Origin of the sequence: Occallatibacter gabretensis, assembly GCF_001449115.1 — a bacterium.
GTDB lineage: Bacteria > Acidobacteriota > Terriglobia > Terriglobales > Acidobacteriaceae > Telmatobacter > Telmatobacter gabretensis.
In genome coordinates this window covers 1436101-1455117 of record NZ_LAIJ01000009.1, presented here as the reverse complement: position 1 = coordinate 1455117, position 19017 = coordinate 1436101, and the positions used below count along the sequence as shown (strand labels likewise).

Annotated in this window: 16 protein-coding genes; 3 read left to right on the top strand and 13 right to left on the bottom strand. The window is 57.0% G+C overall.

The features are described 5' to 3' along the window. Positions 1 to 19 precede the first annotated feature (19 nt). From VO84_RS12340 to VO84_RS12320, 6 genes are all read right to left on the bottom strand, one after another. Positions 20 to 1519 (bottom strand): hypothetical protein, encoded by a 1500-nt coding sequence (locus VO84_RS12340; protein WP_197414008.1) that lies wholly within the window; start codon positions 1517 to 1519, stop codon positions 20 to 22. A 30-nt stretch (positions 1520 to 1549) separates the two neighbouring features. Next, entirely contained in the window at positions 1550 to 2047 is a 498-nt protein-coding gene (locus VO84_RS12335) for a hypothetical protein (RefSeq protein WP_058187897.1), read from the bottom strand. A gap of 6 nt (positions 2048 to 2053) precedes the next feature. Further along, positions 2054 to 3589 (bottom strand): hypothetical protein, encoded by a 1536-nt coding sequence (locus VO84_RS12330; protein WP_058187896.1) that lies wholly within the window; start codon positions 3587 to 3589, stop codon positions 2054 to 2056. A gap of 23 nt (positions 3590 to 3612) precedes the next feature. Then, entirely contained in the window at positions 3613 to 4875 is a 1263-nt protein-coding gene (locus VO84_RS12325; protein WP_058187895.1) for a PQQ-binding-like beta-propeller repeat protein, read from the bottom strand. 486 nt (positions 4876 to 5361) lie between these two features. Further along, on the bottom strand, positions 5362 to 5580 hold the full coding sequence (locus VO84_RS23165; RefSeq protein WP_269431411.1) for a DnaB-like helicase C-terminal domain-containing protein: 219 nt from the start codon (positions 5578 to 5580) through the stop codon (positions 5362 to 5364). Beyond that, complete coding sequence (locus VO84_RS12320) at positions 5516 to 5899, bottom strand: response regulator (protein WP_058187894.1); 384 nt, start codon at positions 5897 to 5899, stop codon at positions 5516 to 5518. Before VO84_RS12320 ends, VO84_RS23165 begins: the two co-directional genes overlap by 65 nt. A 372-nt stretch (positions 5900 to 6271) precedes the next feature. Here VO84_RS12320 and VO84_RS12315 point away from each other — a divergent pair, with 372 nt between their 5' ends. After that, the gene (locus VO84_RS12315; protein ID WP_058187893.1) at positions 6272 to 6979 is read left to right on the top strand and encodes a Crp/Fnr family transcriptional regulator; all 708 of its coding nucleotides are present in this window, start codon (positions 6272 to 6274) and stop codon (positions 6977 to 6979) included. A 53-nt stretch (positions 6980 to 7032) separates the two neighbouring features. Here the strand turns inward: VO84_RS12315 and dnaB are convergent, their stop codons facing one another. From dnaB to VO84_RS12285, 6 genes are all read right to left on the bottom strand, one after another. Then, positions 7033 to 8439 (bottom strand): replicative DNA helicase, encoded by a 1407-nt coding sequence (gene dnaB / locus VO84_RS12310; protein WP_058187892.1) that lies wholly within the window; start codon positions 8437 to 8439, stop codon positions 7033 to 7035. A 121-nt stretch (positions 8440 to 8560) separates the two neighbouring features. After that, the gene (gene gcvPB / locus VO84_RS12305) at positions 8561 to 10072 is read right to left on the bottom strand and encodes an aminomethyl-transferring glycine dehydrogenase subunit GcvPB (protein WP_058187891.1); all 1512 of its coding nucleotides are present in this window, start codon (positions 10070 to 10072) and stop codon (positions 8561 to 8563) included. Positions 10073 to 10122: 50 nt separating this feature from the next. Beyond that, positions 10123 to 10317 (bottom strand): hypothetical protein, encoded by a 195-nt coding sequence (locus VO84_RS12300; RefSeq protein ID WP_058187890.1) that lies wholly within the window; start codon positions 10315 to 10317, stop codon positions 10123 to 10125. A 4-nt stretch (positions 10318 to 10321) separates the two neighbouring features. Then, positions 10322 to 11668 (bottom strand): aminomethyl-transferring glycine dehydrogenase subunit GcvPA, encoded by a 1347-nt coding sequence (gene gcvPA, locus VO84_RS12295; RefSeq protein WP_058187889.1) that lies wholly within the window; start codon positions 11666 to 11668, stop codon positions 10322 to 10324. Positions 11669 to 11754: 86 nt separating this feature from the next. Continuing rightward, positions 11755 to 12138 carry a glycine cleavage system protein GcvH gene (gene gcvH / locus VO84_RS12290; RefSeq protein WP_058187888.1) on the bottom strand — a complete coding sequence of 128 codons (384 nt, stop codon included), beginning with the start codon at positions 12136 to 12138 and terminating at the stop codon, positions 11755 to 11757. Between the two features lie 140 nt (positions 12139 to 12278). Beyond that, positions 12279 to 13613, bottom strand: coding sequence for a M48 family metallopeptidase (locus VO84_RS12285; RefSeq protein WP_058187887.1), 1335 nt, complete (start codon positions 13611 to 13613; stop codon positions 12279 to 12281). 48 nt (positions 13614 to 13661) lie between these two features. On the opposite strand from VO84_RS12285, the gene VO84_RS12280 reads away from it, so the two are divergent. Then, positions 13662 to 15422: a TldD/PmbA family protein gene (locus VO84_RS12280; RefSeq protein WP_082661935.1), complete on the top strand. Its 1761-nt coding sequence runs from the start codon at positions 13662 to 13664 to the stop codon at positions 15420 to 15422. Continuing rightward, on the top strand, positions 15419 to 17071 hold the full coding sequence (locus tag VO84_RS12275; RefSeq protein WP_058187886.1) for a metallopeptidase TldD-related protein: 1653 nt from the start codon (positions 15419 to 15421) through the stop codon (positions 17069 to 17071). Before VO84_RS12280 ends, VO84_RS12275 begins: the two co-directional genes overlap by 4 nt. A gap of 109 nt (positions 17072 to 17180) precedes the next feature. Here VO84_RS12275 and VO84_RS12270 read toward each other — a convergent pair whose 3' ends face one another. Next, complete coding sequence (locus tag VO84_RS12270; protein WP_058187885.1) at positions 17181 to 18899, bottom strand: pyridoxal phosphate-dependent aminotransferase; 1719 nt, start codon at positions 18897 to 18899, stop codon at positions 17181 to 17183. Positions 18900 to 19017 lie beyond the last annotated feature (118 nt).

Sequence of the window (19017 nt, the reverse complement as noted above, 5' to 3'; positions counted from 1 at the left end):
TCCCTCGTCTTGAAATCGATCAGTTGAATAACTTGCAGGCGTCATACAGCGCGCGGACCAGATAGCCCGTGCCGTGTGGCTGGGAACCCTGAATCTCCATCACTGTGGCGCGATTCAGGATAGTGCTGTGATTCAGCTTGACGGCATCATTGATAAAGAGGCCGTCGCGATCAAAGTCCTTGTCCCGGAACTCTTCAACCGTTCTTAAGCGCCAGCCCTTGCCCTCCGGTACGGCGTAGATGCCGATATTGGTCAGCGATGCGCGGAATCCTTCACGATGAGAAGTGGACAGGCTAAGCAGCCAGCTCAGGAACTTCTCCACATAATCATTCACATACCCCACATCGCGCGCGACATCTCCGCTTGTCACTCCGTACGGCACCACGTGCTTCCGGATAATAGTTGCGTTGGACCCTTTGAGAGCCCTGTCGTTTTTCGCTTCGCGCAAAATATACGGGCTGTAAACATAGCGGAACATCACTGCGAAGAGAATCATCTGCTTCAGTAAGGCAATCTGCGTGGCGCGTATCGGATCCTCGAACGGCAGGTCCGCCCATCCAAGATTCGACTCGGTTGCGCGCATCGCGATCGAAAGGGTGTGCTCATCGCCCCTTTTCGGCAGGCCGGAGTAAAAGCGGACTGCTCCAAGAGCGGCAATCAGTTCAAGAAAATGAGGCGGGTTCTTCTGCTGCTTTGCACCAACTGCGGCCACAGGCATGCGAGCCGGGATCGATTCTCCAAGCGCGTACATGGAGTTGCTCATGGAGAGAAAATCGCGCTCGTGGTAATACATCAGGGCTTCCGCAGTGGCTTCAGCGAAAGAATGCGGATCGGCCTGTATGGCTTCGCCTTCCACGTTGCCGAAGGTGAAGTAAGGAAGCATCAGGATGAGGCCGAGGCGCCTGTTGTTGACTCTCTTTTTTTCCAGCTCTCTATCCAGAACACGGAAGATAGTGGGTACGCCGGCAGCTCCGGTTCCGCCAAAAACTGAGCCGGTAAAGAGCACAGGAACAGGGCCGCCCGCTGAGGCGGAACGCATGCTGTCAACCATCCGATACCAATCGTCTCCGCGCTTATCAAAGTCGATGCGATCCGAGAAGATCGACGCGCCAATCGCTGGGCGTCCGCGGAATCCCTGGCGGACCTGCATCTCTCGCTCTTTCGGCTCATAGAGCAGCTCCATCAGCGCTGCTTCATCCGTGCCGCGGCTCGCCTTCTGCGTGTATTGAAAGAACTCATCAAAGGACTGCACGTCGTTATCGGTAACGGGTGTCCATGGACCGGTTAGACTGAAGCTGTTTTTAAACAGGGTGGTATCGCCCAGGGTGAGGCTTTTGCAGGCTTTGACAGAATCAAAGACCTCGCGGCAGCCCAACACATTGCCGTTCGCCTCATCCGCATCCACAAGAAGACATGTGAGACTGCCGTTGCCGGGCAGCAGGCCCGCCGCGCTCACATGCAATAGCGATTGCATGAGCTTGGCACCTGTGCCGCCGACCCCAATCATGAAATAGCTCAAAGTTTCCCCCTTGTTTGCCTTGGAGACCGGTTAGCGGCGCACATGCCTTGCCGGCCAGATGCGATAGCGCGCATGGAGCGGCGAAAAGAAGACCGAAGCCAGGTAATAGAGCAGGAATCCGAAAAGGAAGTAGAACCCGGCGACATACCCCTGCTGGTAGTCCGCAGTGATTTCGTCCATCTTCAGCTGGGAGTAAAACGTCACAACACCGGCCGCCGCCAGAATGACAACTACAAAGAGGAACCAGACAATGATCCATGTCGAGGACGGCGCTGTGGCCCGAATGACGACCGATCCGAGCAGATACCAGAGGAAGAAGCAGACCAGCGAGACGCCCAGAACGATGGAGGCATAGAGCTGGAAGGTGTCGATGAGGTTGGAGAGCTGGTTGTTCACGCTGGATTCGTCCGCGACCAACCCGGTGCCCAGCAGGAAGGGATCAACCGAATAGCGAAGAATCCAGATGGCCGCAAAGACAAGGCCGTAGAGCACAAGCGCGCCGAGAATTTCGTACAGTATCGTTTTCATGGCTCCTCAATTGGCGTGAACAAAAATGTAGTGGTGGTTGGCAACCTGCTTCTGTGTACTGTCAGAGAAGATTCCAAGCTGCAGAACAGTCAGAAAATCCGCAAACGCAGGAGTCAGTCCCGGGCTCCGATCGTCGATTTTGTCAATGCGCGAAAAACGTCCGCCGGGATTCTGGCTCACGGCTGCAGCGTCTTCCAGCTCGATATTCCAGTTCCGCACAGCCAGAGCTTTGGCATCGAAGTCTGACGACTGCGACTTCAACACATCTATACGGAAGCGATAGTTCTGCCCATTCAGCAGCCCGGCGCGATTGATCGTGACGCAAGCCGTGAGGCCGATGGTGCAGGAGGAAGCCGCCTGCGTTCCTGTCGGATCATCGGCAGGAGAATTCGCAGCTCCCTTCTTGCCGCCATACAGAACCGCGCTGATCTTATCGCCGCTTACCGCGCCTGCCGTAGTAGACCACTCAGGCTTCCATTCCTTGGCGCTTGCCCATGTCACGCCGGAGGGCTCTGTCCAGCGCGCCGTCATCGTTCCTTTGTCCAGCATGTAAAACGGAATCGCCGTGCCGTTATATTTCTCGTGAAAACTATGAACCCGGTGCGGGTCCTTCTCATGCTCAGGCACGGTTGCCTTGGAGCCGTCGTAAAAATTCTGATCCTTGCCGAAGTAGAAGAGCCGCGCCTTTTGATCGTCAAACGCGCTCAACATGCCGACCTCGTCCAGCAGCACTCTCACGCCGTACTGCACAGCCGGTGCCGGCCCGGCAAGAATCACATAGAACGGCATCGAAGTGGCGACCGGCTTGGCTTTGCCCTGATCAGGAAGATCTTCGACATGCCCGAAATACGGATTGCGAATCGCCAGAATGCCGACTGCCGTGGAATCACTCCCCAGATATTTGTCGGCGATCCTCTTGCCCACCTCGTTCAATACCTTCGGATGCTGCGGGTCACTCACGTAGAGATCTGAGATCAGGATTCGCAGCTCAGGTGGCGCCGAAGCCGCATCCGCATCATCACTTTTTTTCTCTGAATGCGCATGTCCGGGGCACTGTGCCGTCGGGTCATCCTCATACGGAATGTCGAGCAGCGTATTCGGCTCCGAAAAGCTTCCGGCGGGCTGTGTCGCCATCTGAGCGACGGTGCCTTTATCCAGATCGCTTTTATCCAGCTGCGATGGGCATTTTCCACCAAAGCGCCAGAACTCAGTCTTATGAGTGCCCCACTTGGTCTCAATATGGGTGAGCAGATTGTAGAGATAGTTCGTGCCGCTGGCGGCGGGAAGGTCGTTCTCCTGCTGTTTCTGGGGATTATGCAGAAAGTGCTCAATCGAGCCGGATCCATCCACATACACCTTGACGACAAGATTGGACGGAACAGAAGAGTCCGCGGCAACTAGTTTGCCGTCCGTGGTCACTTTGGCCTCAGCAGGCACTTCAAGATTTGATGGCGGTGTCGTCTTGCATCCCGCCAACCCCACAATCATCGCAATAGATAACAGACCAGCCGCCGAACATCCAATGAACGAACCACGTGCCATGTACGGGCAACCCCTTCCAGACTCTATGCAAAGCGCCAGTGCGCCAGTTTGAGACCCTCTGCAGCCGGGTCTGACGAGATTCTGAGAAATGGAACGACAACATCGGGCCCGTCGATAAGAATTCCGCAACAGGAATCCTCATCGCACTCGTTTTCCGCATCCTGAAAAAACGCCGTCGCAGCCGAAGCGCCCGAACCGATGGCGATCTGATGCCAGCCCTGATCAGGATCATTGCGAAAATATGCTGCCGTACCTGAATCCAGGCTGACCGGCATTCCGCCCTTCATCGTCTCGCGCAGCGCAGATTCATTGCTCTGTCCTGGAAATTCAATTCCAGCGAAGGTGCCGACAAAGAACTTTTCTTCCGGCAGGCCATAAAAACAGAAATCCTCGCCGTCCGCAATACCACTAAAGAAATATGCGCTGTGTTCCATAGAGATTCGCAGAAGTCCGTGGCGCACGGCATCGCGGCCCCGCGCTCGGTCCGCCTGGTATCCGGCGATCCATGCCTCAATCCCGCTTTCGCCCACAATCGCTGACAGGGGCATCTGTCCCGGCGAAACTCCAATCCCTTTTTTCTCGCGGTTCATCATGGGCCGGAAGTCATCCGGCAGTGCAGCCACAAAGGCGCGTCCAGTTTCAAGATCGTAGACGCCGGCAGACTCCTCAGTGCACAGAGTGATGAACCGGCCGCTGAGCCACGGACCGCACACGTTAGTTCCCGTTATCTTGAGCGGCTGCTCGGTGGCCCGCTCTCCGGAAAAATACACCAGCGTGAGCGCAATCTCTCCAGCCGCCGTGCGCACCGCTATGGCAGCACAGCCCGGAGTCGCGGCTACGCCCTTAAAAGCCGTCGAATCCGTCTCCGAGGAGTTGGCAACGATGCTCTCACCGTCTCGCGGCTCATACAGCAGAGATACCTTTCCTGTAGCCAGCGAGACAGCTTCCAACTTCGATGGGCTTACCGCGAGATAGAGATATCCGCGCAGCCCTTTTGCCGAGGCCGCCGCCTCCACAACACAGCCGGAATTAAAACCTGCTTCGCCTGATTTGAGCCGCGCCACCTCTCGCGCCTCCGATCCAGTGCGAGGCGCAATCTCGAGCAGCCTGCCTGCGGTATCGAGCGCATACAGCATCCCGTTCATCAGCAGCGGCGGTCGGCGAAAGCATCCCCGCAGCGAGAGAAAATCAGCCTGCGAAGCAGCGCCGGAGAGTGTGGCTGTAACAGGAGGTTCAAGATAGGTGTGGCATTTACGGCAATAGTGCGCCCCAGCGCGATTTCGCACTGCACACTTCGGGCACACTGCGATTACCCTGCGAAGCTCACATGCACATACGAGGGAAGAACTTGCTGATTCCTTCGAAACTTCACACAACGCGTAGGGGCAAGAATGGACCACAATCGTCGATAAGACTGAAGAAGCCATAATTCATAATCTGTACTGGGGAAAAAGGGCCGTAGGCGAATACTAGCCGCGCTCTGGTATCGCGTCAAGAAATTTAGCGCGCAGCAAGAAAGAGCACTCGCCAAGATGAGCGCATGGTTTCTTCTAACCTATGAATTCTTAATGAGATAAAACCATCACGCAGTACTCAGAGAATCGCTGGAGCGAACTCTCGAAAGAGGTTTCAAATCCTCACAAAATTATTTAAAAAAAAGTGGCATAAATTCACATCTTTTACGTATGCATTACATGCGCAGTATCAGGATTGCCGAAGCGCGTGAAGCTCGAACGGAAATTCAAATACACAACTTCCGTCGGACCATCGCGCTATCTGGCAATGATGATCTTTGACTCCGCCTTGTCCGCAGCGGACTGCTCTACTTCACGATTGCAGTAGTCCTCGCGGGGAATGAGGGCCACAGCGCCCGCATCCTGCTCGATCAAGCCCGATTCGCGCAGATTGTTAAAAACGGCTTCACGGCTATTTACCGGGGATGGGAATTCCAGTCGAATGCATCTGGGCCTGCTTGGCGAGTAAATCTCCAATACCAGCGAGGAATGCGGCCGGCTCCTTTTCGAGGATCATCTCCGCAAAAGCATCGTATTCAACGAGTCCTCCGGAAACGGAGGCTACTGCAATACGCGAACCGGATGCACGAATGAAACGGATCAGATCTTCACAATCTTCTTGGGGGAGGGTATGGCACAGGATGATGAGATCGAAATCACTCTCCTGAAAGAGATGAACCGCTTCTTGGATGGATTTGGCCGATACAACGATGTAACCCGCAGATCGCAGGATCAGATTGCGCGTGCCCAATATTGTCGGGTCCGAACCGACTGAAAGAACGAGAGTCTGCGGCATTGAGTGGCCTCCTTTCCGCAAAATTGCGTACCTTGCGTTCTATCCGTATTGATTTCCAATGGTCCTGCAGACCTTCTTTCTTGAAAGAATGCGGCTCGATGCTCATCGCTGGACAACGAACGCACCCCCCCCGTAAATCATCCATTTTGAATGATTTGCGATCTTGTCGCTTTGCATATGAGGCGGATGAAATCATTGTCGTCCACCTCAATTTAACTGCCAACTCTAATGGCGTCTGTCGTTTATCGAACCTTCTAGCTACGAATTTAAGCGTAGGATCGCTGTAAGTCTAAATCTGCACGTCTGCCTCCTGGCCCGGCTCCTGTGCCCATTCGGATGCGAAGTCTTTACTTCGCCGCGCAAAGGAGATCGATGCCGTCGGTTGTGCTGCCTTACAAGAATCGTGTACTTGCCTCTTTTACGGGGTTGGATATCCAACGCCTTGCCGCCCATCTCGTGCCTACAATCTTCAAGTCCAAGCGTAGCTTGCATGAGCCGGGAGAACAGATAGAGACTGTCTACTTCCTGGAGGATGCCGTTGCATCAGTTGTAATCACGGTGAAAAATGGCAGCACCGTCGAAGTAGGTCTAATCGGACGGGACGGTGTGATAGGCCTGCCGGCAGTGATGGGCAGTGGCCACGCGGTAAACCGGACCTTCATACAGCTGCCCGGACGTGGCTTCAGCATGAAAGCCAAGATTCTCCGTGAACAGATCGAGTTGTCCAGCAAGCTGCGCTCATCTCTGTATCTGGCCATTGAGGGCTATCTTGTGCAGACTGCGCAGACCGCCGCATGCAATCGAATCCACGAACTCGAAGAGCGTTTGGCCCGCTGGCTGATGATGTGCTCTGACAGGGTTCAATCCGATGACATTCCGATAACCCACGAATTTCTTGCGATGATGCTGGGTACGCGACGCAGCTCGGTCACCATAGCAGCGGGCATCTTGCATAAGGCGGGGCTTATCACCTATTCGCGCGGTAGTGTGACCATCCAAAATCACAAAGGCCTGGGTGAGGCCGCCTGCGAATGTTATCAATCCGTGTACGAAGAGTACGTTCGTCTCGGGCTTCTCTAGATGCGAGCCGAGTTATAACTCGGCTTCCCAGGCTGAAAAACTCTACAGCTGTTTTACATGCCTTCGTGTGCAGAGTCCGGATTATCAAAGCGCGTAAAGCTCGACAGGAAGTTCAGATACACAACACCCGTCGGGCCATTGCGCTGTTTGGCAATAATGATCTCTGACTTCGCTTTGTCTGCGGCGGACTGCTCTTCATCGCGGTTGTAGTAGGCCTCGCGATGAATGAAAGCCACAACGTCCGCGTCCTGCTCAATCGAGCCCGATTCGCGCAGATCGCTCAACAATGGACGCTTATCATCGCCGCGCTTTTCGCTGGCGCGCGAGAGCTGTGAGAGCGCCACAACCGGCACATCCAGCTCCTTGGCCAGCGCCTTCAGGCCGCGTGAGATAGCCGCAACCTCCTGCACGCGGTTCTCATATTTCTTTCCGCCAGCTGAGGGCAGCGTGGCAGACATAAGCTGCAGATAATCGACAACTATCAGGTCAATCTTGCCAGCCTTTTGCCGCAGGCGGCGTGACTTGGCGCGCATCTCCGCAAGCGAGATGCCGGCGGTATCATCAATAAACATCTTCGACTCGACAAGATCGTTCAACGCGCGCTGCAGCTTCTCCTGATCCTCGCGCGCAATAAAGCCGGTCTGCAGTTTCCGCTGATCCACCCACGCCTGCGAGGCCAGCATGCGTCGCAGCAGCGACTCCTTGCTCATTTCCAGGCTGAACACCGCAACCACCGCGCCGTGATTCACTGCAGCATTCTGCGCCATGTTGATCGCGAACGCGGTCTTGCCCATCGACGGGCGCGCAGCAATGATGATGAGCTCGCCCTTCTGCAACCCGCTCATCATGCGGTCCAGCTCATAGAAGTCCGTGGCAAGCCCCGTAACTTCCCTGCTCTGCTTGTACAGATTGTCGATGGTGCCGAAGGAGTTGGCGACAATCTGATCGAGCGATTGAAAACCATCGCCCACGCCCTTCTCGCTCACCTCAAGCAGCCCCGCCTCAGCCGCGCCCAACACCTCAAGTGCCGTCTCGCTCTGGTCCGCCGCACGCGCAATCGCAGCCGAGCAGATCATCATCAGCCGGCGCAGCAGGCTCTTGTCCTTGACGATGCGGATGTACTCTTCAATGACCGGCCTGCGGGGCAAACCTTCCGTCAACGACGCCAGGTACGCCACGCCGCCGACAGACTCGACTTCCTTGTACTTGGCCAGCTGGTGCGAGAGCGTGACAATGTCCACCGCGCGCTGCTCATCCATCAGCTCGCTCATGCGGGTGTAGATCCGCTTGTGCGAGTCGAGCGAAAAGTCGTCGGCCTCAAGCTTCTCCGCAGCCTCGGAGTGAGCGGCATTGTCCAGCAGAATCGCGCCAAGAATGGTTTTCTCAGCGTCGATCGAAGCAGGCAGCCCCTGGTCAAAGTTTGAAAAGCTGGAGCCGGAAAAGTTGGAAAGCGTTGCCATATTTTTTCGAGTTTAGGCCGGGTCGACCTATAGATAAAAGCGAGGATACTTCGGAAAACTTGGAAAACAGGACGAACTTATAGAAATGTAAGGAGATGCGCGGGATGCATCTCCTTACGGATTACTCCGGCTTCCACCGCAGCACCGGCTTGCGCGCCGCCTTCACCTCATCCAGCCGCGAGATCCGCGTGGAGTGCGGCGCGGACTTCACCAGCTCCGGCGTCTCTTCCACTTCCTTCGCAATGGAGCGCATGGCGTCAATGAATAGATCCAGCTCTTCCAGCGACTCGCTCTCCGTCGGCTCAATCATCAGCGCGCCCGGCACAATCAGTGGAAAGCTCACCGTGTACGGATGGAAGCCGTAATCGATCAGCCGCTTCGCAATGTCGCCCGTCTTCACGCCTTTGGCAACCTGCTTCTTATCGCTGAAGACCACTTCGTGCATCGACGGCGTCTTGTAAGGGAGCTCGTACACATCTTCCAGCTTTTTGCGAATGTAATTCGCATTCAGCACGGCGTCTTCCGTAGTCTGCCGCAGCCCGTCCGGCCCGTTCGCCAGAATGTACGCCAGCGCGCGGATAAACATGCCCGTATTGCCGTAGAACGCGCGAACACGCCCCACTGACTGTGGCCTGTCATAGTTCCAGGTCTTCATCCCGTTCTCATCCTGCACCAGAACAGGCGTCGGCAAAAACGGCTCCAGAAACTTCTTGCAGGCAACAGGCCCCGATCCCGGTCCGCCGCCGCCATGTGGCGTCGAGAAGGTCTTGTGCAGGTTCAGGTGCATCACATCCACGCCAAAGTCGCCGGGCCGCACTTTGCCTACCAGCGCATTCATGTTCGCGCCATCCATGTAGAGCAGCGCGCCCTTGTCGTGCAGAATGTCTGCAATCTTGTGAATCTGCTCTTCAAAAACGCCAATCGTCGAAGGGTTCGTCAGCATCAGCGCAGCCGTCTCTTCGTCCACCTGCGCAGTCAGCGCTTCAAGGTCGATGCCGCCCTCGGCATTTGACTTCAGATTCTCCACCTGGTATCCGCAGATGGCCGCCGTCGCGGGATTCGTCCCGTGCGCGGAATCCGGAATGATGATTTTCTTGCGCGCATTGCCCTGCGACTCATGCCACGCCCGAACCAGTAGGATGCCGGTAAACTCGCCATGCGCACCCGCCGCGGGCTGCAGCGTGATCGTATCCATGCCGGTGATCTCAATCAGGCACTTCTGCAACAGGTCAATTATGTTGAGGATGCCCTGCGCCAGCGAATCGGGCCGGTAAGGGTGTGCCTCAGCCAGACCGCGGATGCGCGAAACCCACTCATTCACGCGCGGGTTGTACTTCATCGTGCATGAGCCAAGCGGATACATGCCGAGATCAATGGCGTAATTCCACGTTGAAAGCCGCGTAAAGTGCCGAATGATTTCAATCTCACTCAGCTCCGGCAGACCCGGCGGGTCCTTGCGGACGGCATCGCCAAGCAGCGCTTCAGGATCAACCTCAGGCACATCGAGTGGCGCCAGCTTGTAAGCCTTCTTGCCCGGCGAGGACTTCTCAAAGACCAGCCGCTCGTTCTGCGTCTGATGCGGACGAACCTTGCCAATGGCCTTATTCACTGCGGGTGTCTCTATTGTTGACATTCTGTTGCCTCTCTGCGCCGCTGCTCCAATACTTTGTAACAGGGCAAACTTCACACGATGAATCCGACAATAGTTCCAAATAACGCAATACCAGACCACACCTTTGCCAGAAAAATCACGGTATCGCGATCCATTTCTCTACCCGAGGTTTTACCCCAACCAAGAGACAATACAAAACCTACGATTCCGACACCCCAGACTATGATGAGGAGGGGGATCAGTTTTGTAAGTTTAGATTCGATCACGCACCTATCCTTCCGCCAATCCCGCAGCCAGCACCTTCGCCGCCGCTTCAATGTCCTTCCGCTTAATCGGCTCCGTCGTACACCAGAGCGTGGCATTGCCCAGCTCCGGATACCACTTCTTCAGCTCAATGCCGCCCACAATCTTTTCATTCAGCAGCCGCTGGCTCCAGAGCGGAGGAGCCTCCGCAGTATCAATCACAAACTCATGGAATCGCGGCGCGCCTTCAAAGAGCAGCTTCACTCCGGATTGCAGCTTGAACGTCTCTGCCGCAAACGCAGCCTTGGCCAGGTTGTGCTCGGCCAGCTCGCGAATGCCTTCCTTGCCATACACAGTCAGAAAGATCGTCGCCATCAGCGCCACAAGCGCTTGATTGGTACAGATGTTTGAAGTCGCCTTCTCGCGCCGAATATGCTGCTCGCGAGTCGAGAGCGTGAGCACAAACCCACGGTTCCCATTCGAATCCGTCGTCTGGCCTACAAGGCGTCCCGGAATCTGCCGAAGGTATTTTTCCTTCGTCGCCAGCACGCCGACATAGGGACCGCCATAGCTGAGCGCCACGCCAAAGCTCTGCGCCTCAATGCTGACAATGTCTGCCTCAACCGGCGGACGAACGATGCCCAGCGATACTCCCTCCGCAATCGAAACAACAAGCAGCGCGCCCTTCTTGTGCGCAATCTCCGCAATCGCGGGAATGTCCTCGATCGTGCCAAAGAAATTCGGGCTCTGCACCAGCACCGCCGCGGTTTCTTCAGTCACTGACTCTTCCAGCGCAGCCAGATCCACGCGGCCATTCTTGGTGTACGCAACTTCACTGGTTGCCATGTCGCGGTGACGGAGATAGGTGGCCAGAACCTCGCGATACTCCGGATGCACCGTGCGCGCCACCACAGCTTTAGACCGTCCCGTAATGCGCATCGCCATCAGCACAGCCTCTGCCGCGCCGGTCGAGCCGTCATACATGCTGGCGTTGGCCACATCCATGCCAGTCAGTTCGGCAATCATCGTCTGGAACTCGAAGATCGCCTGCAGCGTGCCCTGCGTAATCTCCGCCTGGTACGGCGTATAACTCGTCAGAAACTCGCCGCGCTGCACCAGCGAATCAATAATGATCGGCCGAAAGTGGCGATATGCGCCCCCACCAAGAAAGCTGGCATAGCCAATGATGTTCTTCGCAGCTTCCTCGTTGAAGTAAGCAATAATTTCGCTTTCAGCCTGCTGGCGGGGAACATCCAGGTCGCGAGTCAGCCGATATTCCTCAGGAATGACGGAAAAAAGTTCGTCAATCGAAGAGACGCCAATCTCGGCAAGCATCTGCTCGCGCTCGGCGGGGGATTTAGGGAGGTAGCGCATAGCTTATAGATTCCTTCGTATAGCGGAAAGTTGCGAAAGGACCCAGTCTCCTGAGTCCCTTCGTCCTTCTAGTCCCTGTCTTTTATCTACTGCTCTTCCGCGATAAACGCTTCATATGCCGCCGCATCCAGCAGCCCATCAAACTGCGCCGGATCGGAGAGCTCCACCTTGATAATCCATGTCTCGTGCGGAGCAGAATTGATCTTGTCCGGCTCGGTCTTGAGCGACTCATTCGTCTCCGTCACCGTACCGGAAACGGGCGAGAACAAATCGCTGACAGCCTTCACGCTTTCAACGGATCCAAATGTAGCGTGGGCCGTTACCGTATCCCCCACCTTCGGCGCGTCCACATACACAATGTCGCCGAGCGAGTTCTGCGCGTAGTCGGTAATGCCAATCGTGCCAATCTTGCCCTCGACCGAGATCCACTCGTGCTCGCGGGTATAGCGGTAGTTTGTGGGATAAGCCATAGCGCTCCTTTATACATTCCAGGAATAGCGAAGTTCCAGTTTACGGCCTCGCGGCGGGAAGCCTCAAAAACAGATCCCGGCGAGGGACGAACGAATCGACCGCATACATTTTTTCGCCCCTCATCATTCGTCCTTCGCCCCTACTTATCAAAGAACTTGCCCTTCCCTCCATTCGCCCACGGATCATACTGCCGGGCAAACTTAGCGCGGGTCTGCACGGAAGGATGGTTGTAATCCCAGAACTCCACAATCGGACTTGGATCAGGATCCTCAAGCCACGCCTCACCCAGGTGGTTGAACGCAGAAACAGATGTCTTCACCGGGTCCGGCACCAGCCCGTGAATCGCTTCCTGGCCGAAAATATCCGCCTCATGCTCATAGTGACGGCTTATGGTGTTCGTCACCGGCGTCAGAAAGAAGCCCACAATCGAAATCGCAAAAATCAGCGTCAGAAACCCCGCTCGCCCTGCAACAGACTCAATGCCCCAGCGTGCTCCAAAACGCCTCACCAGCCACTCGCCAAAGCGCGCGCACCCCCAGAACACAAAGAACAGCATGGCGGAGAAGATCGCAAGCATCTTGGGAATGTGATTCCGGACGTAATGCCCGCTCTCATGGCCAAAGACAAACAGAATCTCGTCATCCGGCATGCGATCCGTCGTCGTATCCCACATCACAAAGCGCTTCGTCGCGCCCAGGCCGGTCACATACGCATTGATGCCGTTCGATTTCTCGCTCGCCTTCATCAGAAACATGCGCTCCGGGGGAATATTGGTTCCGGTCCTGGCCACAACCGTCTCCAACTTCGTCACCAGCGGTGCGTGCGTCTTCATCAGCGGCTCAAATTTGTTAAACAGTGGATCGGTCACCAGCGGCGCAAGCACAACGGAAGCCACAATCAAGGGCAGAGAGATGATCCACACCCATATCCAGTAACGACGCGGCGAGACGCGCACAATCCAGTTAAACAGCAGCAGAATAGGCGAACCAATGAGGATGCCAAGGGCCAGAGATTTGCCCTGGTCGCCCAGCCAGCTCCCCCACTGCTGCACGCTGATGCCATAATGCCGGCTGGCGGCGTGACCAATGGCGTCCAGCGGCAGGCTGGCAATCGTCGTGATTACCGTAAAAACCGCGAAGAAGATCAGCCCCTGAATCCACCGGAAGCGCACAATGCTCCCGGCCCACTTCTCCAGGCCGGTAGCCCAGCGCCGGGCAAGCAGAATCCAAAGCACCGCCAGCCCCCACAGCGTTCCCACAATCTCCAGCGTCAGCCGAATTCGATTCAGCGCCTTGGCCTGAGCCAGTTTCTCGGGCGTCAAGGTGTAAGCGTCCGTAGATGCGGGTTGCGCCGCTGTGGCCTGAGCAGAAGATTGCGGAGCAGGTTGAGCAGCATCTGCCGCCTGGCCCATGCACAGGCTTAGGCCGCAAGTCAGAGCAGCAAGCGCGAGTACAACACAACGAACAAATCTCATGGAATTCTCCTTTGTAAAGCCCCGGAGTCTGAGAGAATCTGGCTACCGATGTTTTTACCCGATTTTGCTCCTTCCGCACATACAAATCTCCGCGCCATCTCCACAAGGCGTCTCCTGCGCCCGCTCAAGTTCGTCCTTCCCGGCCTGTTCGTCGCCGCGTCCGCCGCGCAGATCCACTCCCAATCCTCTCCGGTCTTGTTGGACTCCATGAGCACGGAGCTGCATCGCGCCTTCACCTCGCTCGGCAAGCAGGGCGATGAAAAGCAGCCGCCACCGTACTTCCTCAGCTACTCCGTGCGCGACAACGACGGCGTCTTCGTCATGGCCCAATACGGAGCGCTGGCACGCAGCGCCGCCACACATGAGCGCATGGCGGATGTGCAGGTGCGCATCGGCGACCCTAAGCTCGACAACACGCATGGCGATCATCGCGCCTCCGCGGTCAACAGCCTCCAGCTTCCGCTCGGCGACGACCATCAGGCGCTCTCGCGCACGCTCTGGCTCGCCACCAATGCCGGTTATGCCTCCGCGCTCGACAATTATCTACGCGTACAAACCGAGTCACAGGTTCGCGCCAAAGAAGAGGACACTTCGCCGGACTTCAGCCAGGAGCAGCCTCAGACAGCCATCGGCACGCCCGCGTTAAAGATCGCCATCGACCGCGCCGCATGGGAAAAGCGCGTCACAGCGCTCTCGCGCGTCTTCCGCGAATTTCCTGATGTCTATCAGAACGCAGCCATCCTGTCGGTCACCAACACAACCAATTACTTCGTTTCGTCAGAAGGCTCAAAGATCGTTACACCCAACGTTGCAGTGCGCTTGATGATCCTCGCCGTTACGAAAGCAGACGATGGCATGGACCTCTTCCGCGCGCAGACCTTTGAGGCGGAAACGCCAGACGGCCTTCCCTCGCAGGACAAGCTGGAAGCCGCAGTGCGAGATCTGGGCAAGAGCCTCGAAGCGCTCCGAAAAGCTCCCGTAACTGAGCCCTTCAACGGCCCCGCAATTCTCTCCGGACGCGCCGCGGCAGTCTTCTTTCATGAGGTGCTCGGCCATCGTCTCGAAGGCCAGCGCCAGCGCGGCGATGAAGAAGGCCAGACCTTCACCAAGGAACTCAACAAGGACATTCTTCCCAGCTTTCTTTCTGTGTCAGACGACCCCACCATCTCAAGTTTCAAAGGCACATGGCTCAGCGGCACCTACGCGTATGACGACGAGGGCCAGAAGGCTCGCCGAGTCGACCTCATCCAGGATGGCGTGCTCAAAACCTTCCTCATGTCGCGCCTGCCCATCGCCAGCCTCTCGGAGTCGAACGGCCACGGCCGCGCGCAGTCCGGCCGCGTGCCCACAGGCCGCCAGGGCAACCTGATTGTTACCTCCACAAAGACGGAAACCGACGCCGATCTGCGCAAGCAGCTCATTGAAGAAGCGAAGAAGCAGAACAAGCCCTTCGGCCTCTACTTTGAGGACATCTCTTCCGGCTTCGCCGTCACCACGCGCTCCTCGCCGCAGGCTTTTCAGGTCATTCCGCTGGTCGTCTATCGCGTGTATGTCGATGGCCGCCCCGATGAACTCGTGCGCGGCGTCTCCATCGTCGGCACGCCGCTCGCCGCGATGAAGCGCATCGTCGCTACTGGCGATAAGCCCGAAGTCTTTAACGGCGAGTGCGGCGCAGAATCAGGCTCAATCCCAGTCAGCGCCGTCGCTCCGGCCATGCTGGTCAGCGAGATGGAAACGCAGCGCCAGCCGCAGGGCACCGCGCGGCCGCCAATCCTGCCCATTCCCTCGGCCACAGGAGGTACAAAGTGATTACCATCCGCTCTATATCTTCCTTTGCGCTCCTCGTGGTCGCTCTTTGCACTTCAGCCACCGCCCAACAAACCCGCGCCGACGCCGAAAAAGATCCCGTCCTCAAAGCCATGCTCACCGAGATGGACCGCAGCAAGGCCGGCCTTCAGCTTCAGGGCTTTCAAAAGCCGTTCTTCATCGAGTTCCGCATCGAAGACGCCGCCACCTTTGAGACGCGCGCCGAGTTCGGCTCAAGCGAAGGTTCCGAAAGCGGCCATCAGCGCATCGCACGTGTAGCCGTTCGCATAGGAAATTACAAAACCGACAGCTCCTCCGCGCGCGGAGATGGCGCAGTCGAAATCACCACCATCGACGACGACCCCATCGCCTTGCGCTCCTCCCTCTGGTCCGCCGCCGACACCGCCTATAAGGCAGCTCTCGACGCCTACGCGCGTAAGCAGGCCGAGCTCAAGCAGGTGCAGACGCCTCCCCAGGCCGATGACTTCAGCCAGGAAAAGCCGCTCATCTCGCTCGCCGCGCCCGCAGTTCTCGACCTGAACGACCAGGCGCAGAAGACATGGAGCGACCGCATCGCACACGCCAGCGGCCTCTACCGCAACGCGGCAAAGGATAGCCAGTTGCAATACTGCGTCGCCTCCTTCTCCGCGCGCGCCGTCACCACATGGCTCGTCAACAGCGAAGGCACCATCGTCCGGAAGACCACCTCCAGCTATCAGGAATCTTTCGGCGCCGGCGTCCAGGCCGCGGACGGAATGCGCATCGACCGCACCAACGCCTCCGGCGGAAAATCCCTCGCCTCGCTTGACGCGCCCGACGAATTCGAGAAACATTCCGAGCGCGTGATGGCCTCGCTGGCCGAGTTGCGTAATGCGCCGCTGGTTGAAGAGGAGTACCATGGACCGCTCCTGCTTTCCTCCCACGCCGGCGCTGAGGCCATGCACACGCTTCTCGCGTCCGGGCTTGCGGCCACGCGCCCGCGCCTCGGCACCGAAGCCCGCACCAACGGACCCTTCGCATCCAGCTATCACGCCCGCATCTTGCCCGATTTTCTCAACGCAGTAGATGATCCGAGCCTGAAGACCTTTGACGGCAAGGATCTCGCGGGCGCATACGATGTCGATGATGAAGGTGTGGCAGCCAAAGCCGTAGAGCTTGTCACCGCCGGTAAGCTCGAGAACTACCTCATCGGCCGCGAGCCGGTGCGCGACCTGCCACAATCTAACGGTCACGCGCGTGCCGCAGTTTCCGGCCCGGCGCGGCCTGTCATCGGAGTGCTCAAAATCTCAGCCGATAACGGCCTCTCCGACGATGACCTCAACAAGAAGCTGCTCGATATAGCCAAGGACCGCGGCCTCACCAACGTGTATTACGTAGCCACCCTCGGCGCAGGGCTTTCGCCGCATGTGCTCTACAAAGTCTCTGTATCAGATGGCAAGCGTGAGCTGGTGCGCGGCGCAGCCCTCGCCGATATCGATCAGCGCGCTCTCCGGTCCGGCATTGAGGCAGCAGGCAACAAACCCTGGGTCGCCAACTACAACTCCGCGATTCCGGAAACCGTGCTCGCTCCCGCGCTCCTGCTCAGCGACGTCACCGTAAAGCGCGCCAACGAGAAGAACAACAAGCTGCCCTACTATCCCCCGCCGGATTAAATCGCCGGGCGTAGAACGGGTCTTGAACCACCTTCTCGGCATGCCCGTTTGCCGCCAGAAAGCGCTGTCTTGCCCAAAGGTGAACTGGGGTTGAGTTAGCCTCACTAGCTTACGCAATGTCTGAGAGTAGTTCCCGGAGAATCGCGACGATCCTCTCGTTCATGGACTCGCTCTTCACTGCTATGCGGATTGTATGCGGTCCGAGCGAAGGATGAATCCCCGCTCCGCTGCGAATGAATAAGTTGTGCTTGCGCGCGCGATTGACAATTTCATCTGCGCCGGGACCGTCCGGAGGCAGAGCGCATAACAGGCAATTCGTGGCGCTTGGGAATACTGCGATTCCGCACTCCGTTCGCAATCTTGACGCCAGTTGCTCGCGGAGTTCTGACGTGGCACGATACTGCGTCGCGTAGTAGGAGGGCTCGTCCAGAGCTGCGACCGCTGCAATCTGGGCTGGCAACGAAACCGCCCAGGGCGGCGCCAGCCGTGAGAGCTCAGCAATCTCCGCGGAAGGCCCCACCAGGTATGCCACCCTGAGGCCGCTAAGAGCGTAGACCTTCGACATAGACTTGCACACGAAGGCATTGACGGATTCACTCGCAAACCTCTCCAGCGAATGCTCAGCGCCACAAAACTCGATGTAGGTTTCATCTATCCAGAAACGAGTGCCTGGAAAACGCGCAATCAATTCGGCCAGGGACTCCGGCGGCAACAAGGTCCCTGTGGGCGAATTTGGATTGACAAGAACTACAGCGTCCTGTCCTTCATTGAGTCGCTCTTCCACTTCGCGCAGGTCAAAATGAAAAGCGTTTTCAGCCCTGGCAACGACGGAATCCACTACGCACCTGGTTACGTTCTTGAGCACGTGACGATACTCGCCGTACATAGGGTCGAGAAGAAGTACGCGCGAGTCCGGACGGAACCACGACTGGAATGCCATGAAAATCAGAGCCGATGATCCGGCAGAGGGCAAGATACACGGTGCCGGAACTCCGCGTGCATGAGAGATGGCCTTTACCAATCCTTCCGCATGAGTAGGAGGAGATGTCCGAACCAGAAGCGGCAGGTTTCTCGAGATGGCGGAGAGGACAGCAGGAGCCGGATCGAACCATGCGTCAAGCACGTCGGCATTAACGATCTGCTGCGAGCGGCCGAGGTCTGAGAAATCTCCGCTAAGCTCCTCCCATAAAGCGCCGCCATGATTGCAGTGATCGGATCGGTTGAATGCAAACGGGAGCTGCCAATCTACGGCGTCGGTGAGCCTTTCGAAACTGCGTGTCATCGCAGCAGTTGCCCGATACACCTGTTGTACATTTCCGGTCATCAGTTCGTATTCAACAGCGCCAGAGCGGGCGGAGGCGCCTGTCCGCTTCATTCCGCAGTGCGAATACATGCCGGCGACTTCTCGTCTGCCAATTGCTACCAGTTGCGATCCGCCGTGCGACTCGATGTACCGAAGTGCCCCGTACATCAACAACGGCGCGATGATTCTCCCTCGATGCGCAGGCAAAACCGTAAGAAGGCGAATCTCATATAGAGATTGGTCAAAGCTGACGGGGATATCGCTGCGGTTGAAATATTTGTCTACCGAGTAGCTGGCACCTGGTGGCGTAACGCTGACAAAACCCAGCAATTCATCGCGCTGTTTCACCACAATGTACTCATTGCGTTCGTCCAGCGCGTCGCGAAGCAGGCGTTCTTCACTTGCCTGATGCTGATGTAACTCGAGAGCGTAGACTTCATGCCGCGCGGAGTAGATTTGTTTGCGGTCCTTCGGAGAACTAAGGGCTATCGTCAGATATCGTGCATCCACCGATTGCGAGCTCATAAGCAATTGCAATCTCCGCTGTTTAACTTATGGATTCCGGAATAGCGCCGCAGAAGTCACGTCATGGACGAAGTATATGACTCATGGAGAATGCATCGTCGATACTTTGTGACAGCTT